We start from the raw sequence: 21197 nt of genomic DNA, 5'->3' as shown, positions 1-21197 counted from the left end.
TTCGACCGATTGCTGACGATAGAGATGTGCACCCCGGCGAAAGCCGGGGCCCATGATTTCACCAGCGGACTGGGCCCCGGCTTTCGCCGGGGTTCACATGGAAAGCGTCCGCTTGCCACCCCATTTTCGACGGTCAGCGCAAATCAGGATGTCGTAGCAGCAATCGACCGATTGCAGACGATGGAAGATTTGTCTTAAAGAAGCGCCCATGATCCGCGCCAGCCATATGTTATTGCCTTGGGGCCGTACTTCACGTGAGCACTACTGGATCGCGCTCATAATTCTCGGGTGTGCCGTTGCAGGTATTTGGGCGCTTGGGAGCGCGCTTGGATCCATGCCGTCACTCATACTGCTTGCATTGCTTATGATAATTTACACGGTGACAACGGTGAGGCGGCTGCACGATGCGGGTTTTTCGCGCTGGTGGGCGGCGCTCTGCCTTTTCCCGATGTCGATCACTTGGGAACTGCTCGAAATTCAAGTGGGCACGTCGACTTGGCAATTTATCGATTTATCGACCGCGATTAAGTTAATCCCCGCACTGATTGGCTTGATCAGCAAGACGCAAGACGCGCCACCCAGTGCGTTGGCGCACATATTCCGGTAACGACCGAAGAACGTCAGCTTCCGACCGTTTGCGGACGCTCTTCTCCCCTCCCGCTTGCGGGAGGGGTCGGGGGTGGGCAGCGACGTTGCGATCAACCCACCCCGCTGCGGCTAGCCAGCAAGCTGGCAAGCCTCACTGCCCCTCCCGCAAGCGGGAGGGGACACCAGCTCGCTCCTGCAACGGCCGCTCTCCACTCCAAAGCAGACCTCGATCAGAATCAGAAATCGAGCTGGGTCCGGAGGCCGAAGGCATCGGCCGAATAGTCGCGGTCGCCGTTGACGGCGGCAATCACCGCATCATCGAACATCAGGCGGCCATAGTTGGCCGTGATGCGGACGTAGGAGATCGGCGCCCAGACGAGCGACACGCCGAGCGTCCGCTGGCGGCCGCCGATGATCCCGGCATCGTTGAGATCCAGATAGTCGTAACGCGCATTGATCTCGATCGCGCCGGGACCGCCGGCATTGATTGGCCGCGACGGCGCGAGACGGTCGAACGCCCCATCCTTGTACGCACGCGCATCGCCGCGCGTCAGGACATAGCCGACCTCGGCATAACCGCCGAAAAAGGTCGGGTCGGCAAAGCCGGGGCGGCGCGCGGTCTGCCAGAAGCCTTCGCTCGCAAAGTGGAACGGTCCGACAAGCGCAGCGCCTTCGAGGCCGAGACCGCGCTCGCTCGACGCATTGAACGCCCCGGTGTCGAGGATGCGCGTGTTCGTCGTATGAACGAACGGTCGCGGCGAATAGCGGACGCCGCCGGGCGCATCGTTGACGTTGCGCCAATGCCCCGAACCGCCGAGGTGAAGCTGCGCATCGCCGAACTTGGGCATCCAGACCGCGCGCGCGTCGAGGCTGACGCTGTTGTCCGCGTCGCTGAGCAGGTCGTTGGCATTGTCGCCGAACACGCCGCCCTGCACCAGGAAGGCCTTGCCCTTATATTGCGCCGACATGCCGACGCGGCGCTCGAAACCGAACGCCTGGGTGAAGGCCGCCCGCTCGAGCATGCTGGTGAAGAGGTCGCTGGTCAGCTCCTCGAGCGACCAGAAGGGTTTGTGCTGCCCCGCGGTGATCGTGAGCGGCCCGGTCCCATAGGTCATGTAGACATCGGTCAGCTCGACGCCGCTGTTTGCGATATCCGCCTCGGCGCGATAGCCGAACCCGCCCGGGATCTTTCCTTCGAAGCCAAGGAACACGCGGCGGAATTCGGTGCCGACGCCGCCGTGCGTATCGGTAACGCCCGGAGGCGTGTCGATGCTCGTAAGGTCGACCTGCATGCGGCCGCGGGGCTTGAAGCTCCAGCCGTCGGCGGTCTTGAGTTCGGGGGCGCCCTTCCACGCGATTTCGGTCGCGGGTTTCGCGGTGACCGACGGCGCAGGCGCCGGTGCCGGCGTGGCGACGGGCGCAGGCGCGGCGCCCGGCTGGCCCGTCGCCGCATCGAGACGTGCCTCGAGCGTGTTGACCTGGGCTTTCAGCGCGGCGAGCTCGGCCCGCAGCGCCGCCGCTTCCTCGGCGCTCATCGCCTGTGCATGCGCGGTCGACGGCAAGGCGAGCATCGTCGTCGCGAGCAGGATAGCGGACAATTTCTGGCGCATGGGGATTCGGCTCCGTTGCGTAAGGTGGCGTTGGCGGCTGCTATGACGGATTCGTGACAATTACACGTCATTCGCATGACATTTTTGTTTCAGATTACGTTTTCATTCCCCGCTTGCCTGCGGGGCGCGAGCGGCTAAGGACAATCCGGTTTTATCGGGCAACCTGTTCTGCGGGATTGCCCATTTCAGGAGTCCGCTATGACGATCAAATTTGACGGCCGTGTTGCTATTGTTACCGGGGCCGGCGGCGGCCTTGGCCGCGCCTATGCGCTCGAACTCGCGCGCCGCGGCGCGAAGGTCGTCGTCAACGATCTGGGCGGCGCACGCGACGGCACCGGGCATTCGGATGCCGCACTGCAGGTCGTCGAGGAAATCCGCGCCGCGGGCGGCACCGCCATGTCGAACGGCGGCAGCGTCACCGAATATGACCAGATGGTCGAAATGGTCGCCAAGGCGAAAGAAGAATGGGGCGGCGTCCACATCGTCATCAACAACGCCGGCATCCTGCGCGACAAGAGCTTCGCGAAGATGGAACCCGCCGACTTCGACCTCGTGCTGAAGGTTCATGTCAGCGGCAGCGCCAACGTCACCAAGGCGGTCTGGGACATCATGCGCGAGCAGGCCTATGGCCGCCTGCTGATGACCGCCTCGTCGACCGGTCTCTACGGCAATTTCGGCCAGGCCAATTACGGCGCGGCGAAGCTCGGCCTCGCAGGCCTGACCAAGACGCTGCACCTTGAGGGCGCGAAGTACAACATCCGCTGCAACACGATCGCGCCGGTCGCGGGCACGCGGATGACCGAAGACATCTTCCCGCCCGAACTGTTCGAGAAGTTCACGCCGGAGAATGTCGTTCCGGCCGCGCTCTATCTCGTCAGCGAGGACGCACCGACCAACATGATCGTCGGCGCAGGCGCGGGCGCGTTCCATGCGGCCTACGTCACCGCGACCCCGGGGGTCGCACTCCCCGAAGACCAGCGCACGCCCGAGGGCGTCGCCGCGGCCTGGGAAAAGATCATCGACCGCAATGGCGAGATCGTTCCGCAGTCGGGCAGCGAACAGTCGATGATCGTGATGCGCGCGCTGCAGGCGCTCGGCTGATCCTGATGACGCCGCCGTCCCGATCGGGCGGCGGCGCATCACTGTATTGACACAGCAATACGCCAATGGCATAACATCGTCGGGGCAAGGGGATCGGTCACATAAAGGACGACCCCGATGTATAGTGAAACCGACCTGCAAGCCGCGGTCGATGCGAAGGTACTGACGCCGGAGGCCGCCGCGGCTTTCCGGTCGCATATCGCGTCGGTCCGCGCCGCGCCCGCGGCGGATGAAGAATCCTTCCGCCTCATCACGGGCTTCAACGATATTTTCGTCAGCATCGCGGCGGTAATCCTGCTCGTCGCGGTCGGCTGGATCGGCGAGTCGATCCACCCTGCCCTTGCCGGCGCGTTCGTCGCAGGCTCGGCCTGGTTCCTCGCCGAATATTTCACCCGCAAGCGCCGCATGGCGCTCCCCAGCATCGTCCTCGTCCTCGCCTTTTCGGCGGGCGTCTGCGCGACGATGATCGGCTTCCTGTTCAAGCATGGCGAAGCGATCTTCGGCAACCATCCCAATGAATCGACCGTCACGGCGGTGGCCGGAGCCATCGCGCTCGTCACCGCAGCCGCGACCTGGTTCCACTGGAAGCGCTTCATGGTTCCGATCACCGTTGCGGCCGGAACTGCGGCCCTTGCCGCGACGGCGGTTGCGCTGGTGCTGGCGGCCGTCGGCGTCGAAAGCCCCGATCAGACGCTGCCGATGATCCTCGTGCTCATTGCCGGCCTCGGTGTCTTCACTCTCGCCATGTGGTGGGATCGCAGCGACCGGATCCGTCAGACGCGCCGCAGCGACGTCGCCTTCTGGCTTCACCTGCTCGCCGCGCCGATGATCGTCCATCCGATCTTCCACCTGCTCGGCGTCACGCAGGGCGACAATATCGGCAGCGGCGCCGCGCTGCTCGTCGTCGCCATCTATATCGGCTTCGGGCTGATCGCTCTGGCGATCGACCGCCGCGCCTTGCTCGTCTCGGCGCTCGCCTATGTGCTGTTCGCGATGACCCAGCTGTTCCGCGAGTTTGGCGCGGTCGAACTCAACGTCGCGCTGACGGCGTTCGTGATCGGCTCGGCGCTGCTGCTGCTCTCGGCCTTCTGGCAGAATGCCCGGGCGGCGGTGGTCGGTTTCCTGCCCGACAACCTCGCAAACCAGCTGCCGGCGACGATCCGTTCGATCAGTCCCCAACCAGCTTCATAAGCTTGCGCTCGACGGGGGCGAGCACGTTAGAAAGCTCGTCCCCGCGCTTGAGAATAGCCCCGGCTTCGGAGACAAGGGCCCACATGCCCTGCCGGCTCCGCAAGGCGGGGCGTTTTTCTATGCGATATTCGGGACGCTCGGCGGCACGGCGAAAGGCCGAGAAGATCGCCGCATCGCGATGGAAGTCCATCGCATAATCGCGCCAGTGACCGGCGGCGACCATGCGGCCGTAGAGATCGAGAATGCGCGTCAGTTCAGCGCGATCGAAACCGGTCTGCTGCGGCGTTGCCCTGTTCGCGAATGGCAGCGGCGTGACTGTTCCCATCAGGCGCTTTTCCGGCTCCCCTTGCGCCGCGGCGCATCGAGTTCCGCAGCGAGCGCATCACGCTCTTCGAGCAACGTCGCGAGCTGCTTCTGCATCAGCTCGAGCTGGCATTGCAGGATTTCCAGCTTCTGCGTCGCCGGATCGAAGGTTTCGCTGCACGGCGTTCCATAGGGCACGAACTCGCGCGCATATTCGCTGGCATCGAGCAGGGTCGAACGCGCCGGGATGCCGACCATCACCGCACCCTCGGGCACATCCTTGGTGACGACGGCATTGGCGCCGACGCGCGCGCGGGCATTGACGGTGACGGGGCCGAGTACCTGCGCACCCGAACCGACGATCACGTCGTCGGCCAAGGTCGGATGGCGCTTGCCGCCGATGCCGTTCGCGGGGTCGGTGCCACCGAGCGTGACGCCCTGATAGATCGAGACATTGTCACCGATCTCCGCCGTCTCGCCGATAACGACGCCGAAGCCGTGGTCGATGAAGAGATGTTGCCCGATCTTCGCGCCCGGATGGATGTCGATGCCGGTCATCCAGCGCGAGAAATGATTGACGAAGCGCGCGAGGAAAAACAGCTCGGCCTCGAACAGCCAGTGCGCGGCGCGGTGCATGCCGACCGCAAGAAGGCCCGGATAAAGAAGAATTTCCCAGCGCGACCGCGGCGCGGGATCGCGCGCCTTGATCGAATCCAGATAGGCTATCAGCCCATTGAACATCGTCTATGTCCCCTGCGACCCTATTTCTGTACCGCACTAGATATATGTTCGGCGGCAGCTTTTCCACCCCCGGCGACATTTATTCCGTCAGCGGCCGAGCAGACCGATACGGAACAGGAGCAAGCCTTCGCTGCGCCAGTGCCGTTCGCCGTCGTTCGCAGCGATCATCGCCGCCCAGCGATCGAGCATCAGCAAAGCCTTGTTTCCTCTAAAGGATACGCGCGGCGGCGCCTGCCGGTTACGCGCCCCGGAAAATAACTGGCGCGCTTCCTCGGCGCCCTCCTGGAGGCCCGCGCCCCAGAGCATCCCCCAGCGCGCGCCGCCCGGAGCGCCCGACAGCCCAAACAGCGTTTCGCCGAAAGCTGCGGAAGCCTCGCCACGCGTCGCACCATCTTCCGCAAGCAGCATCGCCTCGGCGGCATCGACGAGCGCGTCGAGACCGCTCCGTCCCGCCCAGCCTGCCTGCAATTCGGCAAGCAACGGCTCGCCCTTCGGCAGCGCCGCGGGATCCTTTGCAAGCATCGCCATCATGTCGCGCCACCAGGCGAGCTTGATCTGGCCGATCAGCGGCTCGCGCGCATCCTGCAGCAGCTTGGTCAGCCGTTCGGCGAACGCCCACAGCACGGCGATGGCGGGTCGCTCCTCACGGGGCACCGCCACCATCACGCGCGGATCGCGGATGTCCGGATATTGGGCCGTCTCCGGCGCCTCAGCCGCGATTGGTGATCGCCTTCACCGCCGCGATGACGCGCGGGGTGTCGACCAGCGCCGCCTTTTCGAGATTATGCGCATAGGGCAGCGGCACGTCCTCGTTGCAGACGCGCACGACGGGAGCGTCGAGATCGTCGAAGCCCTGCTCCATCGCGACCATCGCGAGTTCGCTGGCGATCGAACAGGTCGGCCAGCCTTCCTCGACGATAACGAGGCGGTTGGTCTTCTTCAGGCTGGCAAGCACCGTTGCGGTATCGAGCGGGCGCAGCGTGCGAAGGTCGATGACCTCGGCCTCGATCCCCTCGCCTGCCAGCGTGTCGGCGGCTTCGAGCGCGAGCCCGACGCCGATCGAATAGCTGACGATCGTCACGTCCCTGCCCTCGCGCATGATCCGCGCCTTGCCGATCGGCAGGACATAGTCGGCGACATCGGGGATGTCGAAGCTGCGGCCATAGAGCAGCTCGTTCTCGAGGAAGACGACGGGGTCTTCGCTGCGGATTGCGGCCTTGAGCAGTCCCTTGGCGTCGGCGGCGTCATAGGGCGAGATCACGATCAGGCCGGGAACGCTGGCGTACCAGGGCGCATAATTCTGGCTGTGCTGCGCGGCGACGCGGCTCGCCGCGCCGTTGGGACCGCGGAACACGATCGGACAGCGCATCTGGCCGCCCGACATATAGTTGGTCTTCGCGGCCGAGTTGATGATGTGGTCGATCGCCTGCATGGCGAAGTTGAAGGTCATGAACTCGATGACCGGCTTCAAACCGCCCATCGCGGCGCCCGAGCCGAGACCGGCAAAGCCATATTCGGTGATCGGCGTGTCGATGACGCGGCGCGCGCCGAACTCGTCGAGCAGGCCCTGCGTCACCTTGTACGCGCCCTGATATTCGGCGACTTCCTCACCCATCACAAAGATGCGGTCGTCGGCGCGCATTTCCTCGGCCATTGCATCGCGCAGCGCTTCGCGAACGGTCAGACGGACCGTGGCGGTGCCTTCGGGGATCGAAGGGTCGGACGCACGGGCCACCGGTGCCGGAGCGGCAGGCGCCGGAGCAGGTGCCGCGGCGGGAGCCGGCGCCGGGGCTTCGACCGGAGCCGGAGCAGCCGCAGGCGCCGGTGCCGGAGCGGCAGCTTCTTCGCCCTCGCCCGCGATCGTCGCGATCACGGTGCCGACCTTCACATTGTCGGTGCCCTCGGCAACCAGGATCGACGCGATCGTGCCTTCGTCGATCGCTTCGAATTCCATCGTCGCCTTGTCGGTCTCGATCTCGGCAAGGATGTCGCCCGACTTCACCGTGTCGCCTTCCTTGACGAGCCACTTGGCGAGCGTGCCCTCTTCCATCGTCGGCGACAGCGCCGGCATCTTCAGTTCGATGGCCATCTCAATATTGCTCCACCAGCACGTCGGTATAAAGTTCGTGAAGTTCGGGTTCGGGCGCGCTTTCGGCAAAGTCGGCCGCGTCGCTGACGATCTGGCGGATCTCCTTGTCGATTTCCTTGAACTTGTCCTCGGTGATGCCCGCGTCGGTCATCAGCTTCTTCAGATGCTCGATCGCGTCGCTCTTGTCGCGCACCGCCTGCACTTCCTCGCGGCTGCGGTACTTCGCGGGGTCGGACATCGAGTGGCCGCGATAGCGATAGGTCTTGAGCTCCATCAGCACCGGGCCCTTGCCCGCGCGCACCCACTCGATCGCCGCCTCGGCCGCGCCGCGCACCGCGAGCACGTCCATGCCGTCGACCTGCATGCCGGGAATGCGGAAGCTCTCGCCGCGGCGATAGAGCTGATCCTCGGCCGACGAGCGGTTGACCGAGGTGCCCATGGCATATTGGTTGTTCTCGATCACGAAGATGATCGGCAGCTTCCACAGCTCGGCCATGTTGAAGCTCTCGTAAACCTGACCCTGGTTCGCGGCGCCGTCGCCGAAATAGGCCATCGCGATGCCGCCGTCGCCGCGGTACTTGTGCGCGAAGGCGAGCCCGGTGCCGAGCGACACCTGCGCGCCGACGATGCCGTGGCCGCCATAGAATTTATGCTCGACGCTGAACATGTGCATCGAACCGCCCTTGCCGCGCGAAATGCCGGCAGCGCGACCGGTCAGCTCGGCCATGATCACCTTGGGGTCGATGCCGTAGGCGAGCATGTGACCATGATCGCGATAGCCGGTGATCACGCTGTCCTTGTCGCCGTCGAGCGCCGACTGCAGGCCGACCGCGACCGCCTCCTGACCGATATAGAGGTGGCAAAAGCCGCCGATCAGGCCGAGGCCATAGAGCTGGCCTGCCTTCTCCTCGAAGCGGCGGATGAGCAGCATCTCGCGATAGAATTTCTCGAGTTCCGCGGGCGTCGCATCATAGGGTGCGGGATCGCGCGGAGATTCGCGGTTCGTGGTCGGCGCCGGGGTCGACGCGGTCTTTTTCGGCGCAGCAGTCTTGCGCGCAGGGGCTTTGGCCAAGGCGGGTTCCTTTACGGTTAGCCGTTACGGCAGGGCACCCCTATAGGAGCGCGAAGCCCCGTTTGGCAACGCGCGAGAGGGTCCTCGTTTTACGTATGCAAAATATGCAAACCCTGCTCAGGGCTTTGCGTCGGGCTCCAGCGGAATCTGGATTTCATCGGGGTGCATCACACCCAGCTTCTCGCGGACATATTCGTCGGCGAGGTCGGGATCGACGCGCCGCCGATCGAGCAAATTCACCCGGTTCTGGAGTTCGGTCTGCTTCTTGGTGAGCTCGGTCAGCACGACGCGCTTCTTTTCGACCGACTGACCATAGTCGCCCCAGGCATAAAGCCCGGTGGGCCCGAAGATGATGTAACCGATCATCGCCAGCACCGCGATCAGCGCCACCGTGGGGCCGACCGCCCGGTTCATCGATTTCCGGAATTTGTGCTTCTGCGTCATTTCGGCCCTTGAATCAGAGTTGATTCGCGGCGTCAAGGCGGAGCAGCGGCTTTTTCCGCGAATTTTCCCGTCAGCAAAGCCTGAATGCGATCAGGTGAGGCGCCAGAGCTGCGGCGCCGCCTTGTCGAGCGACCCGACGAGCACCGCCCCTTCCCACAACTCCATCGAACGGCCGCCGGCATGGCCCTGCGCGACGATCAGCGCATTGTCAGGGGTTTCCGCGTGAAAATCGACACGGATCGGCGTGTCCGACCCATCGTCTTCAAGCAATATGTGAAAGGCACGCATGACAAAACTCCCTCTTCGACGGGAGCAGGTGCGACCCAAGCCCTCGGCAAAGTTTTCGATCGGCCGGTCATGCAACGACGGAGACTGCAGGCAAAAGCCGAACCACAAAAAGCCGATCAGTGGTGAAACCGCAGTCGTCAGAAACCTGCATAGCCTGAAAAAATCGGGTGTGACTATAACCCATGTTAGCGGGAAAACATGGGTTTCGGGTGAAATACAGCTATATCAGCGGCTTATGACGAAAACAATTTTGACGTGTATTGCTCTTGCAATACAGTATGACGTCTGCCACGTTGCACGACATCGCAGAAAGAGGAATCGCCATGCGCCTGATGCTGACCGCCGCCCTGCTCGCCTCCGCTTCGCCGCTTGCCGCGCAGGTCGCCACGCCCGAACGCCCGATCACCGATCCGAAGGCGGTGGCCTCACCCGCAAACCCCGACGCCCGCCCCGTCCCGCTCGACGATATCGGCGTGACGCGCGCACTCTATGACGCGGTGTGGAGCGCCGACGGCAAGCAGATCTTCATCGCGACCGACCTGACCGGCCGCGTCAACATCTGGCGCATGGATGCGAACGGCGGCTGGCCGGTGCAGCTGACGCAGTCGGACGACGCGCAATCGGGCCTCGCCGTATCGCGCGACGGCCGGTGGCTCTATTTCGCACAGGATGTCGGCGGGAACGAATATTACGACATCTACCGCGTCCCAGTCGGCGGCGGCACGGTCGAGAATCTGACCGGCACCCCCGACCGGCGCGAGGACAGCATGCTCGTCGGCCCGGCCGGCGGGCTCGTCGCGCTGTCGACCAAGCTCAAGAGCGAAGGCCAGACCAATCTCGCGGTGATGGACGAGAACGGAAAAATCCGCGCGCTGACCGCCGAGAAGAATCCCGCCTACAACTGGGCGGCCGCGGCATGGGTCGACGGCGGCAAGGCGATCATCGCGAACCGCAGCAACGTCGACGGGTCCGATGGCGAGGTCTGGCGGATCGATGTCGCCAGCGGCGCGGCGACGAAGCTGCTCGGCAAGCCGAAGACGATCTATCAGGCGACCGGCGCGACCGCCGACGGCGCGACGCTGGCGGTAACGACCGACGAGGGGACAGGCCAGTCGCACGCCGGCGCCTATGCGCCCGCGACGAAGAAATGGCGCTGGCTGCCCGCCACGCCGTGGGAAGAGTCGAGCGACATCATCACCCCCGACGGCAAGACGATGATCGTGCGCACGAACAATGACGGCCGCTCGACGCTGGCGCGCGTCGATCTGGCAACGATGGCGAAGAGCGATCTCGCGCTCGATCCCGGCCGCAACAGCATCCCCGGGCTGCAACCCGTCTCGCCCGACGGCAAGCACATGTTCGTCGTGCGCAGCGGCGCGGACTCGCCGACGACGCTTTACAGCTACGATCTCGCAGCCAATAGCGCGGCGACGGTCGCGCCGATGGCAATGGCCAGCCTGACCCCCGCGATGCTGCCGAAATCGCAGATCGTGACCTACAAGAGCTTCGACGGCACGCTGATCAGCGCGATCGTCACCATGCCGTTCAACCTGAAGCGCGACGGCAGCAACCCCGCGATCGTCATCCCGCACGGCGGCCCGACCGGGCAGTCGCAGGACGGCTTCTCGCGCTATGCGACCGCCTTCGCGACGCGCGGTTATATCGTGATCCAGCCGAATTTCCGCGGCTCGACCGGCTATGGCAAAGCGTTTCAGGAGGCCAACATCAAGGATCTGGGCGGCGGCGACCTGAAAGACACTGTCGCGGCCAAGACCTTCCTCGTCGGGTCGGGCTATGTCGATCCGAAACGGGTCGGCATCTTCGGCGGCTCGTACGGCGGCTTCATGACGCTGATGGCGATCGGCCGTACCCCCGACGAATTCGCCGCGGCGGTGCAATGGTTCGGGATCATCAACTGGCGCACGATGTACCGCGACCAGGACGAACTGCTCCGTGCCTATCAACGTGCGCTGCTCGGCACGCCAGACGAGAATCCCGACGTCTACGACGCCTCCTCGCCGCTGACCTATATCAAGGCGGCGAAGGCCCCGCTGCTCAGCCTGCAGGGCGAGAACGACATCCGCGTCCCCAAGGGCCAGGCGCAGGAGGTCGAGGATATCCTGAAAGCCAAGGGCAATACGGTCGAGACCGTCTTCTACCCCGCCGAAGGCCACGGCTTCCAGAAGCGCGAAACCCAGCTCGACGCGCTGCGCCGCACGATCGGCTGGTTCGACAAATATCTGAAGGGGAAGTGAGCCCCCTCCCTTCGTCACCCCGGACTTGATCCGGGATGACGAAATTGGGGTGAGACTTACCCGAAGATCGCCATCCCCGGGTAACGCGCCATGTCGCCCAGCTCTTCCTCGATGCGGATCAGCTGGTTGTATTTCGCAAGCCGGTCCGAGCGCGCGAGGCTGCCGGTCTTGATCTGGCCGCAGTTGGTCGCGACCGCGAGGTCGGCGATCGTCGAGTCTTCGGTTTCGCCCGAACGGTGCGACATCACCGCGGTGTAGCGCGCGCGGTGCGCCATATCGACCGCGTCGAGCGTTTCGCTGAGCGTGCCGATCTGGTTGACCTTGACGAGCAGCGAGTTGGCGAGGCCGGTCTTGATGCCCTCCTCCAGACGCACCGGATTGGTGACGAACAGATCGTCGCCGACGAGCTGGCACCTGTCGCCGATCAGGTCGGTGAGCGCCTTCCAGCCGGTGAAGTCGTCTTCGCTCATCCCGTCCTCGATCGACTTGATCGGATAGTCGTTCACCAGCGCAGCGAGATATTCGGCCATCTGCTCGGGGCTGAGCGAAAGCCCCTCGCCGCTGATCTCATACTTGCCGTTCCTGAAGAATTCGGTCGCGGCGCAATCGAGCGCGAGGACCACATCGGTGCCGAGCTTGAAACCCGCCTGATCGACCGACGCCGCGATGAAATCGAGTGCGGCGCGCGTCGAGGCGAGGTTCGGGGCGAAACCGCCCTCGTCGCCGACTGCGGTCGCGAGACCTTTCGCCGACAGGCCCTTCTTCAGCGTGTGGAAAATCTCGCTGCCCCAGCGCACGGCTTCGGCGATGCTGCCGGCGCCGACGGGCATGATCATGAATTCCTGAACGTCGATCGGGTTGTCGGCATGCTCGCCGCCGTTGATGATATTCATCATCGGCACCGGCAAGGTGCGTGCCGAGACCCCGCCGACATAACGATAGAGCGGCAGCCCGCGCGCATCGGCCGCGGCCTTCGCGGCGGCGAGGCTGACGCCGAGGATCGCGTTGGCGCCAAGGCGACCCTTGTTCGCCGTGCCATCGAGATCGATCATCGCCATGTCGAGTTCGCGCTGGTCCTCGGCGTCGAGGCCGATCAGCGCGTCGGCGATCTCGCCGTTTACCGCCGCAACGGCTTTGGTCACGCCCTTGCCAAGGTAACGGCTCTTGTCGCCATCGCGCAGTTCGACGGCCTCGTGCGCGCCGGTCGACGCGCCCGAGGGCACCGCCGCGCGGCCGAAGCTGCCGTCTTCCAGCAGCACATCGACTTCGACGGTCGGATTGCCGCGGCTGTCGAGGATTTCGCGGCCGTGAATGTCGATGATGGCGGTCATGGAAGATGTCCTGCTGGCGGCCCGTGCGGCGGACCGGGTGGGAAAGGCGCCCGCCTGTTATCGGCGGGTTGCCGGGAGCGCAATACGCATAGGAATTTTGCGGCACTATGGAACCATTCAGCTTGCCTTGCTATATAGTCGGGTAGGACCGAAAAGGGACCTGTCCGGCATCCTCCGCCGGAAAAGGCCCTGAAAAAAGAAGAGGACAGTGCCCATGGCCAAAGCCGCTACTCCCGCCGCCAAGAAAGCCGCACCCAAGGCGCCTGCGAAACCCGCCGCGACGAAAGCTGCGCCGGCGCGCAAGCCCGCCGTGAAGAAGGCGGCCGCGAAAGATCATCCGATCCGCGACCAGCTTGCCGCGACGCGCGACACCATCAAGTCGGAAGCGTCGAAGAAGGCGGCCTCGCTGAAGGAAGAAGCGGCAGCGCTGAAGAGCCAGGCCTCGACCAAGGCGCGCGAAGCCGCGACCAAGGGCAAGGACAAGGCCGCCGAAGCCGTCGGCAGCCTCGCCAAGCTGCTCGAGGATGGCGCCGGCACCGTGGACAGCAAGTTCGGCAAGCAGTATGGCGACTATGCCCGCTCGGCCGCCTCGACCGTCGCCGGCCTCGCCTCGACGCTCGACAAGAAGGATCTCGACGAGCTCGCCGCTTCGACCCGCGACATGGTCAAGAAGAACCCGGCGATCGCGGTCGGCGCCGCAACGGTGCTCGGCTTCGTGCTCGCGCGGTTGCTCAAGGGTGGCTCGAGCAACGACTGATCGCTACAGTCGCACCGATGCCCACGTCCGATTCCACCACGCCGCCGCAGGGCGACGCGCCGGGTTATGACCGTGTAAGCCATGGCTATGCGCCGGGCGGCCGTCCGGTGACGCCGCCGCCCGTGCCGCTCGAGAAGATCGTCGACGATGTCGTCGACAATCTCTCGGCGACGGCGAAGGCCGAACTGGCGCTGCTCGAAGCGCGCAGCGAACTGGCGCTGCACGGGATCAGCTGGACCGCGGGCTGGGGTGCCGTTGCAGCGTCGGCGGCGGGCATTGCGATGCTGGCGCTGGCGTTCGGGGCGATCCTCGTGCTGCTGCCGCACGTCGGGCCGCTGCTGGCGACGCTGATCGTCGTCGGGGTGCTGCTGGGCGTCGCCGCTTTTGCCGGATGGCGCGCGCAGGTGGCCTATGGCGATATCCGGACCGCGCTGCGCCGCGATCTCACTGGCGAGGAGTCCGACGACTGATGCCGCGAACCCGCAATCGCCTGATCAACGCCGCGCGCCGCTCGATGCTCCAGCGCGCCGAGCTTCACCGCCGGCTCGACGTCGCGAAAGAGGCGTTGAAGCCGAAGGCGCTCTATGCGCGCGGCAAATATAATGTCGACGCGAAGGTCGACGAGGCTGCGCATGTGGTGCGACGCCAGTTTCGCGAGAACCGGCTGCCGATTGCGCTTGCCGCCGTCGCGGGGCTCGCATGGATTTTCCGCGAGCCGATCAAGGAGCATGCGCCGAGGCTCGCGCAAAAGGTACAGGATCTGGCCGATGCGGCCATGGCGAAGTTTCAGTCTGCTACGGGCGAAGGCCCCGCGGACGATGAGGATTTGACGGAGGACCGGAATGAAGCCGCTGAGTGAAACCGCAAACGAAGCCCGCGCCAAGGCGACCGAGCTCGCCGAAAAGACCGCCGAAAACGCCCGTGCGACCGCCGAGGCGGCAAAGGCGCGCATCCAGGACGGCTACGGCCGCGCCCGCGCCGCGACCAGCGAGCTCGCCGCCAAGGGCCGCGAACAGGCCGACGCCGCGCGCGAAGTCGCGGGCGAAGTCTATGAGAAGGGCAAGGTTCAGGCCAAGCGCGCGAACAGCAAGCTGAAGGACGTCGCCGAGAAGCAGCCGCTCGCGCTCGTGGCGGGCGCCGTCGCCATCGGGGCGCTGCTCGGCTCGCTGCTGCCGAAGGGCCGCAAGGACGAGGATTGAGCCGGACTTGCCGTAACGGCGCAGCGCTGTTAGGGGCGCCCATCCTCCCCTCCCCGCGCTAACCCGCAAGGAAAGCTAGCCATGAGCAAATTGCACCTCGTGTTCGGCGGACGCGTCAGCGATCCGCAGGGCCTCGATTTCGTCGACCTCCACGCGCTCGACGTCGTCGGCCTGTTCCCTGACTATAAATCGGCCGAAAAGGCGTGGCGCAGCGCGGCGCAGCGCACCGTCGACGACGCCGAGATGAAATATGTCGTCGTCCACCTGCACAAATTGCTGCAGCCGGAAAGCGAAGCCTGATTTCAGCGGCCCTTCGGGGCCGTTGTCATCTCAACGGAAGTTGTCGGCGTAGGCCTGGATCTTCAGCGTGCGGACCGGCGTCGGCACCACTTCGGCCTCGAACCCGTTCTTCTCGGCATAGGCGACGGCCTCTTCGCTGGTTGTGAAGCCCAGACGAAGCTGGCGCTGCGTGTCACCGCTGCCGGCCCAGCCCATCAGCGGATCGGCCTTGCGCGCCTCCGTCGGCGCGAATTCCAGAAACCAGCGCTGCGTACCGGCGCGGCCCGACTGCATCGCATTTTTGGGCTTCTGGAAGATACGCGCTTTCATCGGTGGTCGTCCTGCTGGATGCTTCTGCCGCCGCCTTAGCGGGAAGCGTTGCCAACGAAAAGAGGCCTATTGCCCGTCGCGCCGCGCCTGCGCCGCTTTGGTCAACAGCGTCGGCCGCGCATTCGCCGGATCGTCGGGCCAGCTATGCTTGGGATAGCGGCCGCGCATCTCCTTCGCGACCTCGGACCAGCTGCCGCTCCAGAAGCTCGCAATGTCGCGGCTGGTCTGGATCGGCCGGTGCGCCGGCGAGGTCAGCGCAAGGACGAGCGGGACCGGCGGGTCGCCGATCACCGGATGGCGCGCCAGCCCGAACATTTCCTGCACGCGCACGCTGACCGTCGGCCCGCCATCGGCACCATAATCGATCGCATGACGACTTCCCGCCGGCGTCGAGAAATCGGCGGGCGCGAGCTTTTCGAGCAATTGCCGCGCGGGCCAGTCGAGCAGGCCCGACAGTGCGTCCGCCAGCCGCTGATCGCCGATGTCGCGAAGCCCGCGCGATTTTTCGAGCAGAGGCGCAAGCCAGATGTCGAGGCTGTCGGCAAGCGCGGGTGCCGAGAGCGCATCCAGCCCCGCGAACGACGCCCGCTGGCGCAGCGCATGCGACACCGGTCCCCAGCCGATCAGGCCCAGTCCCTTCTCGCGCACAGCCGCCAGCCGCACCGCGACGTCATCCTCGGCGCCCTCGTTCCGGCCGGTCTGCCCGCTCGACAGCGCGATGGCGCCAAGGCGGCGTTCGCGGCGATGGTCGACGCGGTCGCTTGTTGCATCGTAACGGCTCGCCGACCGGCTTTCGATCTGCCCCGCAAAGATCGCCTCGACCTCGGCCAATGCGATCGGCGCCGCGCCGAGGATGCGCACACCGGCGGCATGCCCCTGCGCATCGGCGATCGCGAGCCATTCGCTGTTCGCCAGCGGATCAAGCGGGTCGAGCTTGTAGGCGCGGCCACCCGCGCTCAGATATTCGCCGCGTTGGCCCGCACGCTGGCGCGCCACGCGGTCGGGCCAAGCGGTCGCGATCCACCCGCCGACCGAGCGTTCGCCCAGCCTGCCCTCCCCGGATGCCGACTTCTCGCCAAGGTCGGCCAGCCGACGCGCCAGTCGCCATGCGCCTTCGGAGCGATCGCCGCGCATGTTCTTCCAGCGCTGCAATCGCGCCTCGACATCGACCCCGCGCCCGCCGAGTCCGGGCTCGGTGAGCAGCACAGCCAGCTTCGCCGCAAGATCCGCCTCCCCCGCCCGCGCCGCATCGAGCAGCATATGCGCGAGCGGCACCGGTAACGGGATCGACGCGAGCGCCTTGCCGTGTGCGGTGATGCGGCCGTCGTCGCCGAGCGCTCCGATTGCCTGCAACCGCGCCTTGGCTTCCGAAATCGACGCGGGCGATGGCGGATCGAGCCAGCCGAGCTGGCGCGGATCGACGATGCCCCAGCTCGCGCAGTCGAGCACGACGGGCATCAGGTCGTTCTCGTGGATTTCGGGCGGATCGAACGGCGGCATGCCCGCGGTCGCCGCGGCTTCCCACAGGCGATAGGCGACCCCCGGCCCCTGCCGTGCCGCACGACCGGCGCGCTGCGTCGCCGACGCCTGGCTCGCGCGCTCGGTGACGAGGCGTGCGATACCCGCCGCCTTGTCGAAGCGCGGCCGCCGCGACAGCCCGGCGTCGATCACGATACGCACACCCTCGATCGTCAGGCTCGTTTCGGCGATGCTCGTCGCGAGGATCAGCTTGCGCCCTCCGTCGGGATCGCGGACGAGCGCTTTCCGCTGTTGCGCCGGGTCGATCTGACCATGCAGCCGGTGAACGACGAGCGGCAGCCCCGCGGCTTCGACGGCCGCGGCGGCACGCTCGATATCGGCGGCGCCGGGAAGGAACGCCAGCATATCGCCTTCGGGTTCATCGGCCATCGCCTGCCGGACCGCGAGCAATACCGATGCTTCCAGCCGATCCTCGGCGCGGCGGCCGATATGGCGCAGATCGAGCGGCCAGCTCTTTCCTTCGCTTTTCACGACCGGGGCATTACCGAGCAGCGCGCCGAAGCGCGCGCCGTCGAGCGTCGCCGACATGGCGACGAGCCGCAGGTCGTCGCGAAGCCCCTGCTGCGCGTCGATCGCCAGCGCGAGCGCGAAGTCGCCGTCGAGGCTGCGCTCGTGAACCTCGTCGAACAGCACCGCCGACACGCCCGCGAGTTCGGGGTCGGAGAGGATGCGGTTGCGGAACAGCCCCGGCGTCATCACCAGAAGTCGCGTCGCCGCCGATTGCTTGCTGTCGAGGCGCGTGGCGTAGCCGACCTTGCCGCCGACCGCCTCGCCCATCTCTTCGGCGATCCGCTCGGCCGCAGCGCGCGCCGCGAGCCTGCGCGGCGACAGCAGCCACACATTGCCCTTGCACCATGGCTGGTCGAGCATCGCGGGCGCGACGCGCGTCGTCTTGCCCGCCCCCGGCGGCGCGACCACCACGACATTCGGCTTGAGCACGAGCGCCGCCATGATGTCGGGCAGCACTTGATCGATCGGCAGCGGGATTTTCGTCATGCGCGCGCCGCGGGGTTGCCCAGTTCGAGGTTGAGCCGATACGCCTCGGCCGCAAGTTTCGCGACCTGCTCGGCCGTCACCTCGGTCGCCCCGGTCATCACCAGATTGCCGAGCTCATATTTGCCGCTGGCCTTGATCCGCGGATCGACGTCGCGCAGCCGCTTTCCGCGCCAGAAGCCCAGCAGCACGCGATGCTCCTCGGCGCGGATCAGGATGCACGGGCCGTTCGCCATGAAGACGAGGTTGGTCCATTTGATGGTTTCCTCGAAGGGAGCGGCTCCCATGATCGCGGCGCGCATCATCGTGCATCGTTCGCGCTGCCAGCCCGAAAGCGCGGCGATATAGGCATCGGGGCTGTCCGCCGCTGGGCCCATCATCGCCATCGGCGGCGCCTCAATAAGCGCGCGCGACCGCGAAGGCGACCGCTTCGGTCAGCGCCGACTTCGCCTGGCTCGTCGGAAAGCCGCCGATCGCGTCGACCGCGCGCTGGCCATAATGGCGCGCCCGCGCGAGCGTGTCGGCGATGGTGTCATGCTTCAGCAGCAGCGACTTGGCATGGGCCAGATCTTCGTCCGACGTCTTGTGCCCGACGATCGCCTGCTTCCAGAACTCGCGCTCCTCGGCACTGCCGCGCGCATAGGCGAGGATGACGGGCAGCGTGACCTTGCCGTCGCGGAAGTCGTCGCCGACCCCCTTCCCCATCGTTTCCTCGTCGGAAACATAGTCGATCGCATCGTCGACGAGCTGGAAGGCGATGCCGAGGTTGCGGCCATAGGCGTCGAGCGCGGCTTCGGCAGCGTCGTCGCGCTCGGCGACGACCGCGGCGATCTTGCACGCCGCGGCGAACAGCTCGGCGGTCTTGGCATTGATGATCGCGAGATACTGGTCCTCGCTCGTCTCGATCCGGCGCTGCGCCGAGAGCTGGTTGACCTCGCCCTCGGCGATCACCGCCGAGGCACGGCTCAGGATCTTGAGCACCTTCAGCGAGCCGTCCTCGACCATCACCTCGAAAGCGCGGCTGAACAGGAAGTCGCCGACGAGCACCGAGGCGCTGTTGCCCCAGATGATGTTAGCGGTCTTGCGGCCGCGGCGCAGGTCCGACTTGTCGACGACATCGTCGTGGAGCAGCGTCGCGGTATGGATAAACTCGACCGCGGCGGCGAGCTTGCAGTGACGGCGGCCCGGATAATCGAGCAGCTTGCCGCACGCCAGCGTCAGCATCGGGCGCATCCGCTTGCCGCCGCCCGCGATCAGATGCCCGGCGAGTTCGGGGATCAGCGGAACTTCGGACTGCATCCGGTCGAGAATGACCGCATTCACCTCGTTCATATCGGCGGCGACAAGCGCCATCATCGGGTCGAGCGAGGGCGGGCGGTCGCCGTGGAGCTGGTGGATCTCGGCAGTCATAGCAAGCGCCGCATTGGCCGGAGGGCCATAAATTTGCAACGACTTTCGGCTTGCCTTGCGGCCCCGCGCGGTGCCAAGCGTTCGGGACATCAGAGGAGCCGCGCATGGACGAACTCAGCCGTTACCGCCAGAGCATCGACAATATCGATGCCGCGCTCGTCTATATGCTGGCCGAGCGGTTCAAGGTGACGAAGGCGGTCGGCGAGCTGAAAGCCCGCGACGGCCTGCCCCCCGCCGACCCCGGCCGCGAAGAGCGCCAGATCGGGCGGCTGCGCGAACTGGCGCGCGACGCCGACCTCGACCCCGATTTCACCGAGAAATTCCTGCGCTTCATCATCGACGAGGTGATCCGCCACCATCAAAAAGCCAAGCGGGAGCAGGACGCATGACCATGGACCACCCGATCTTCGCCAAATGGCCCGCCGAACATCCCGACCGGTTGCAACTGTTCGGTGCGCCGACCCCGAACGGCGTGAAGGTCAGCATCATGCTGGAGGAATGCGGCCTGCCGTACGAAGCGCACCGCGTCGACATCATGGCGAACGAAAGCCACGACCCCGCCTTCCTGTCCCTCAATCCGAACGGCAAGATTCCCGCGATCTATGATCCCGACGGACCGGGCGGCAAGCCGCTGGCGCTGTTCGAATCGGGCGCGATCCTGATCTATCTCGCCGACAAGACCGACCGCTTCCTGCCCGAGGATCCGGGCCGCCGTTACGAGGCGATCCAGTGGCTGATGTGGCAAATGGGCGGCGCGGGTCCGATCTTCGGGCAGCTCGGCTTCTTCCACAAATTCGCCGGCCGCGACTATGAGGACAAGCGTCCGCGCGACCGCTACGCGGCCGAATCCGCGCGGCTGCTCGGCGTGCTCGACGGCCGTCTTGACGGGCGGACGTGGATCATGGGCGAAGAATACAGCATCGCCGACATCTCGCTGCTCGGCTGGGTGCGCAACCTGATCGGCTTTTACGACGCCGCCGAGATCGTCGGCTTCGAGCGGTTCAAACATGTGCAGGCGTGGCTGGACCGCGGCCTCGCGCGTCCCGCAGTGCAGCGCGGGCTGGTGGTTTGCTCAGCCTGACGGCGTAGTGACAGCTTCCGACCGATTGCAGCCGATCGCTATGTCGTTGCCAATGTGGGCACTCCGCCGATATGGCGTCTGTTAAAGGTTCCCGCAGGAGGCCGCTTCATTGCTTCTGGTTCACATGATTTCTGCGGCTTTAGCGCAGTCGGCTCCGCCGCCACCACCGCCTACTGCAATAGAGGATTGGTCAGCCCAGTACCCTATCGCCAACAGCCACCGTGTGTCTGTCGTCTGTCCCGACGGAGGCAGGGTGACGGCGGAGTTCGAGCGAAAAGACTTTGTGGTGTCTGTTGTTGAGATTGATGGATTTTCGCGCCTGCTTTCGAGTGATGATCGTGCGGTGATCAATTCAGCCGTTGCGCCCCTCCGCGTTCTGGACCGCATCGAGATCGGCTGCAACGGTCCGAACGAAGCTATCATTCACATTCTTGGTGGCTTCAAAGACGTTGAAGGCAAGATGATGCGGCAGTTGGTACCATTCGTCTGGGGAAGGGCGGGTCTGCGAGGTACTGGGCGCAGTGAATTTCCTCAAATGGAGCTTTCACCAAATCTGCGCTGACACCGCGATGCCCTTTACGTCCGCTTCCCACCCC

General features: G+C 65.5%; 26 protein-coding genes. 13 read left to right on the top strand and 13 right to left on the bottom strand.

Annotated features, from left to right (window positions below; genetic code table 11):
- Positions 1-198: hypothetical protein (locus tag L7H23_RS18480; protein ID WP_237837325.1), on the top strand; the 198-nt coding region annotated here is incomplete at its 5' end.
- A gap of 10 nt (positions 199-208) precedes the next feature.
- Positions 209-607 (top strand): DUF805 domain-containing protein, encoded by a 399-nt coding sequence (locus tag L7H23_RS18475; protein ID WP_237837324.1) that lies wholly within the window; start codon positions 209-211, stop codon positions 605-607.
- Positions 608-824: 217 nt separating this feature from the next.
- On the opposite strand, the gene L7H23_RS18470 is transcribed toward L7H23_RS18475, so the two are convergent.
- Positions 825-2198, bottom strand: a complete 1374-nt coding sequence (locus L7H23_RS18470) for a porin (protein WP_237837323.1) — start codon at positions 2196-2198, stop codon at positions 825-827.
- Between the two features lie 198 nt (positions 2199-2396).
- Between L7H23_RS18470 and L7H23_RS18465 the strand changes: the two genes are divergently transcribed.
- Both L7H23_RS18465 and L7H23_RS18460 read left to right on the top strand, forming a co-directional pair.
- Positions 2397-3299 (top strand): SDR family oxidoreductase, encoded by a 903-nt coding sequence (locus L7H23_RS18465; RefSeq protein WP_237837322.1) that lies wholly within the window; start codon positions 2397-2399, stop codon positions 3297-3299.
- 117 nt (positions 3300-3416) lie between these two features.
- A complete protein-coding gene (locus tag L7H23_RS18460; protein ID WP_237837321.1) occupies positions 3417-4490 on the top strand; it encodes a hypothetical protein in 1074 nt (357 codons plus the stop codon).
- Here L7H23_RS18460 and L7H23_RS18455 read toward each other — a convergent pair.
- From L7H23_RS18455 to L7H23_RS18425, 7 genes are all read right to left on the bottom strand, one after another.
- Entirely contained in the window at positions 4468-4815 is a 348-nt protein-coding gene (locus tag L7H23_RS18455; RefSeq protein WP_237837320.1) for a DUF2794 domain-containing protein, read from the bottom strand. The genes L7H23_RS18460 and L7H23_RS18455 overlap by 23 nt on opposite strands.
- Complete coding sequence (gene cysE, locus L7H23_RS18450) at positions 4815-5534, bottom strand: serine O-acetyltransferase (protein ID WP_237837319.1); 720 nt, start codon at positions 5532-5534, stop codon at positions 4815-4817. Before cysE ends, L7H23_RS18455 begins: the two co-directional genes overlap by 1 nt.
- Before the next feature lie 87 nt (positions 5535-5621).
- Complete coding sequence (locus tag L7H23_RS18445; RefSeq protein WP_237837318.1) at positions 5622-6197, bottom strand: hypothetical protein; 576 nt, start codon at positions 6195-6197, stop codon at positions 5622-5624.
- 46 nt (positions 6198-6243) lie between these two features.
- Positions 6244-7623 carry a pyruvate dehydrogenase complex E1 component subunit beta gene (locus L7H23_RS18440; protein ID WP_237837317.1) on the bottom strand — a complete coding sequence of 460 codons (1380 nt, stop codon included), beginning with the start codon at positions 7621-7623 and terminating at the stop codon, positions 6244-6246.
- Between the two features lies 1 nt (position 7624).
- The gene (gene pdhA / locus L7H23_RS18435; RefSeq protein ID WP_237837316.1) at positions 7625-8695 is read right to left on the bottom strand and encodes a pyruvate dehydrogenase (acetyl-transferring) E1 component subunit alpha; all 1071 of its coding nucleotides are present in this window, start codon (positions 8693-8695) and stop codon (positions 7625-7627) included.
- A gap of 117 nt (positions 8696-8812) precedes the next feature.
- On the bottom strand, positions 8813-9139 hold the full coding sequence (locus L7H23_RS18430) for a septum formation initiator family protein (RefSeq protein ID WP_237837315.1): 327 nt from the start codon (positions 9137-9139) through the stop codon (positions 8813-8815).
- Between the two features lie 90 nt (positions 9140-9229).
- Positions 9230-9427, bottom strand: coding sequence for a hypothetical protein (locus L7H23_RS18425; RefSeq protein ID WP_237837314.1), 198 nt, complete (start codon positions 9425-9427; stop codon positions 9230-9232).
- Between the two features lie 323 nt (positions 9428-9750).
- On the opposite strand from L7H23_RS18425, the gene L7H23_RS18420 reads away from it, so the two are divergent.
- Entirely contained in the window at positions 9751-11682 is a 1932-nt protein-coding gene (locus tag L7H23_RS18420) for a S9 family peptidase (protein ID WP_237837313.1), read from the top strand.
- 56 nt (positions 11683-11738) lie between these two features.
- On the opposite strand, the gene eno is transcribed toward L7H23_RS18420, so the two are convergent.
- The gene (gene eno, locus L7H23_RS18415; RefSeq protein WP_237837312.1) at positions 11739-13013 is read right to left on the bottom strand and encodes a phosphopyruvate hydratase; all 1275 of its coding nucleotides are present in this window, start codon (positions 13011-13013) and stop codon (positions 11739-11741) included.
- Positions 13014-13227: 214 nt separating this feature from the next.
- On the opposite strand from eno, the gene L7H23_RS18410 reads away from it, so the two are divergent.
- The 5 genes from L7H23_RS18410 to L7H23_RS18390 all read left to right on the top strand — a co-directional run bounded on the left by L7H23_RS18410 (position 13228) and on the right by L7H23_RS18390 (position 15269).
- Entirely contained in the window at positions 13228-13770 is a 543-nt protein-coding gene (locus tag L7H23_RS18410) for a hypothetical protein (protein WP_237837311.1), read from the top strand.
- A gap of 17 nt (positions 13771-13787) precedes the next feature.
- Positions 13788-14240, top strand: a complete 453-nt coding sequence (locus L7H23_RS18405; protein ID WP_237837310.1) for a hypothetical protein — start codon at positions 13788-13790, stop codon at positions 14238-14240.
- Entirely contained in the window at positions 14240-14629 is a 390-nt protein-coding gene (locus L7H23_RS18400; protein WP_237837309.1) for a hypothetical protein, read from the top strand. The genes L7H23_RS18405 and L7H23_RS18400 overlap by 1 nt, the downstream gene beginning before the upstream one ends.
- On the top strand, positions 14613-14969 hold the full coding sequence (locus L7H23_RS18395) for a hypothetical protein (protein WP_237837308.1): 357 nt from the start codon (positions 14613-14615) through the stop codon (positions 14967-14969). The genes L7H23_RS18400 and L7H23_RS18395 overlap by 17 nt, the downstream gene beginning before the upstream one ends.
- An 81-nt stretch (positions 14970-15050) precedes the next feature.
- A complete protein-coding gene (locus L7H23_RS18390; protein ID WP_237837307.1) occupies positions 15051-15269 on the top strand; it encodes a DUF4170 domain-containing protein in 219 nt (72 codons plus the stop codon).
- A gap of 30 nt (positions 15270-15299) precedes the next feature.
- Here the strand turns inward: L7H23_RS18390 and L7H23_RS18385 are convergent, their stop codons facing one another.
- From L7H23_RS18385 to L7H23_RS18370, 4 genes are all read right to left on the bottom strand, one after another.
- Entirely contained in the window at positions 15300-15578 is a 279-nt protein-coding gene (locus tag L7H23_RS18385; RefSeq protein WP_237837306.1) for an ETC complex I subunit, read from the bottom strand.
- A 66-nt stretch (positions 15579-15644) separates the two neighbouring features.
- The gene (hrpB, locus tag L7H23_RS18380; RefSeq protein ID WP_237837305.1) at positions 15645-18113 is read right to left on the bottom strand and encodes an ATP-dependent helicase HrpB; all 2469 of its coding nucleotides are present in this window, start codon (positions 18111-18113) and stop codon (positions 15645-15647) included.
- The gene (locus L7H23_RS18375; RefSeq protein ID WP_237837304.1) at positions 18110-18496 is read right to left on the bottom strand and encodes a DUF1801 domain-containing protein; all 387 of its coding nucleotides are present in this window, start codon (positions 18494-18496) and stop codon (positions 18110-18112) included. Before L7H23_RS18375 ends, hrpB begins: the two co-directional genes overlap by 4 nt.
- 10 nt (positions 18497-18506) lie before the next feature.
- The gene (locus L7H23_RS18370; protein WP_237837303.1) at positions 18507-19520 is read right to left on the bottom strand and encodes a polyprenyl synthetase family protein; all 1014 of its coding nucleotides are present in this window, start codon (positions 19518-19520) and stop codon (positions 18507-18509) included.
- A 104-nt stretch (positions 19521-19624) separates the two neighbouring features.
- Here L7H23_RS18370 and L7H23_RS18365 point away from each other — a divergent pair, with 104 nt between their 5' ends.
- The 3 genes from L7H23_RS18365 to L7H23_RS18355 all read left to right on the top strand — a co-directional run bounded on the left by L7H23_RS18365 (position 19625) and on the right by L7H23_RS18355 (position 21163).
- Positions 19625-19909, top strand: coding sequence for a chorismate mutase (locus L7H23_RS18365; RefSeq protein ID WP_237837302.1), 285 nt, complete (start codon positions 19625-19627; stop codon positions 19907-19909).
- A complete protein-coding gene (locus L7H23_RS18360; RefSeq protein WP_237837301.1) occupies positions 19906-20601 on the top strand; it encodes a glutathione S-transferase N-terminal domain-containing protein in 696 nt (231 codons plus the stop codon). Before L7H23_RS18365 ends, L7H23_RS18360 begins: the two co-directional genes overlap by 4 nt.
- A 253-nt stretch (positions 20602-20854) precedes the next feature.
- Positions 20855-21163 (top strand): hypothetical protein, encoded by a 309-nt coding sequence (locus tag L7H23_RS18355; protein WP_237837300.1) that lies wholly within the window; start codon positions 20855-20857, stop codon positions 21161-21163.
- Positions 21164-21197: the final 34 nt, after the last annotated feature.

Origin of the sequence: Sphingopyxis sp. BSN-002, from assembly GCF_022024275.1 — a bacterium.
Lineage (GTDB): Bacteria > Pseudomonadota > Alphaproteobacteria > Sphingomonadales > Sphingomonadaceae > Sphingopyxis.
This window is presented reverse-complemented; position numbering and strand designations above follow the sequence as displayed.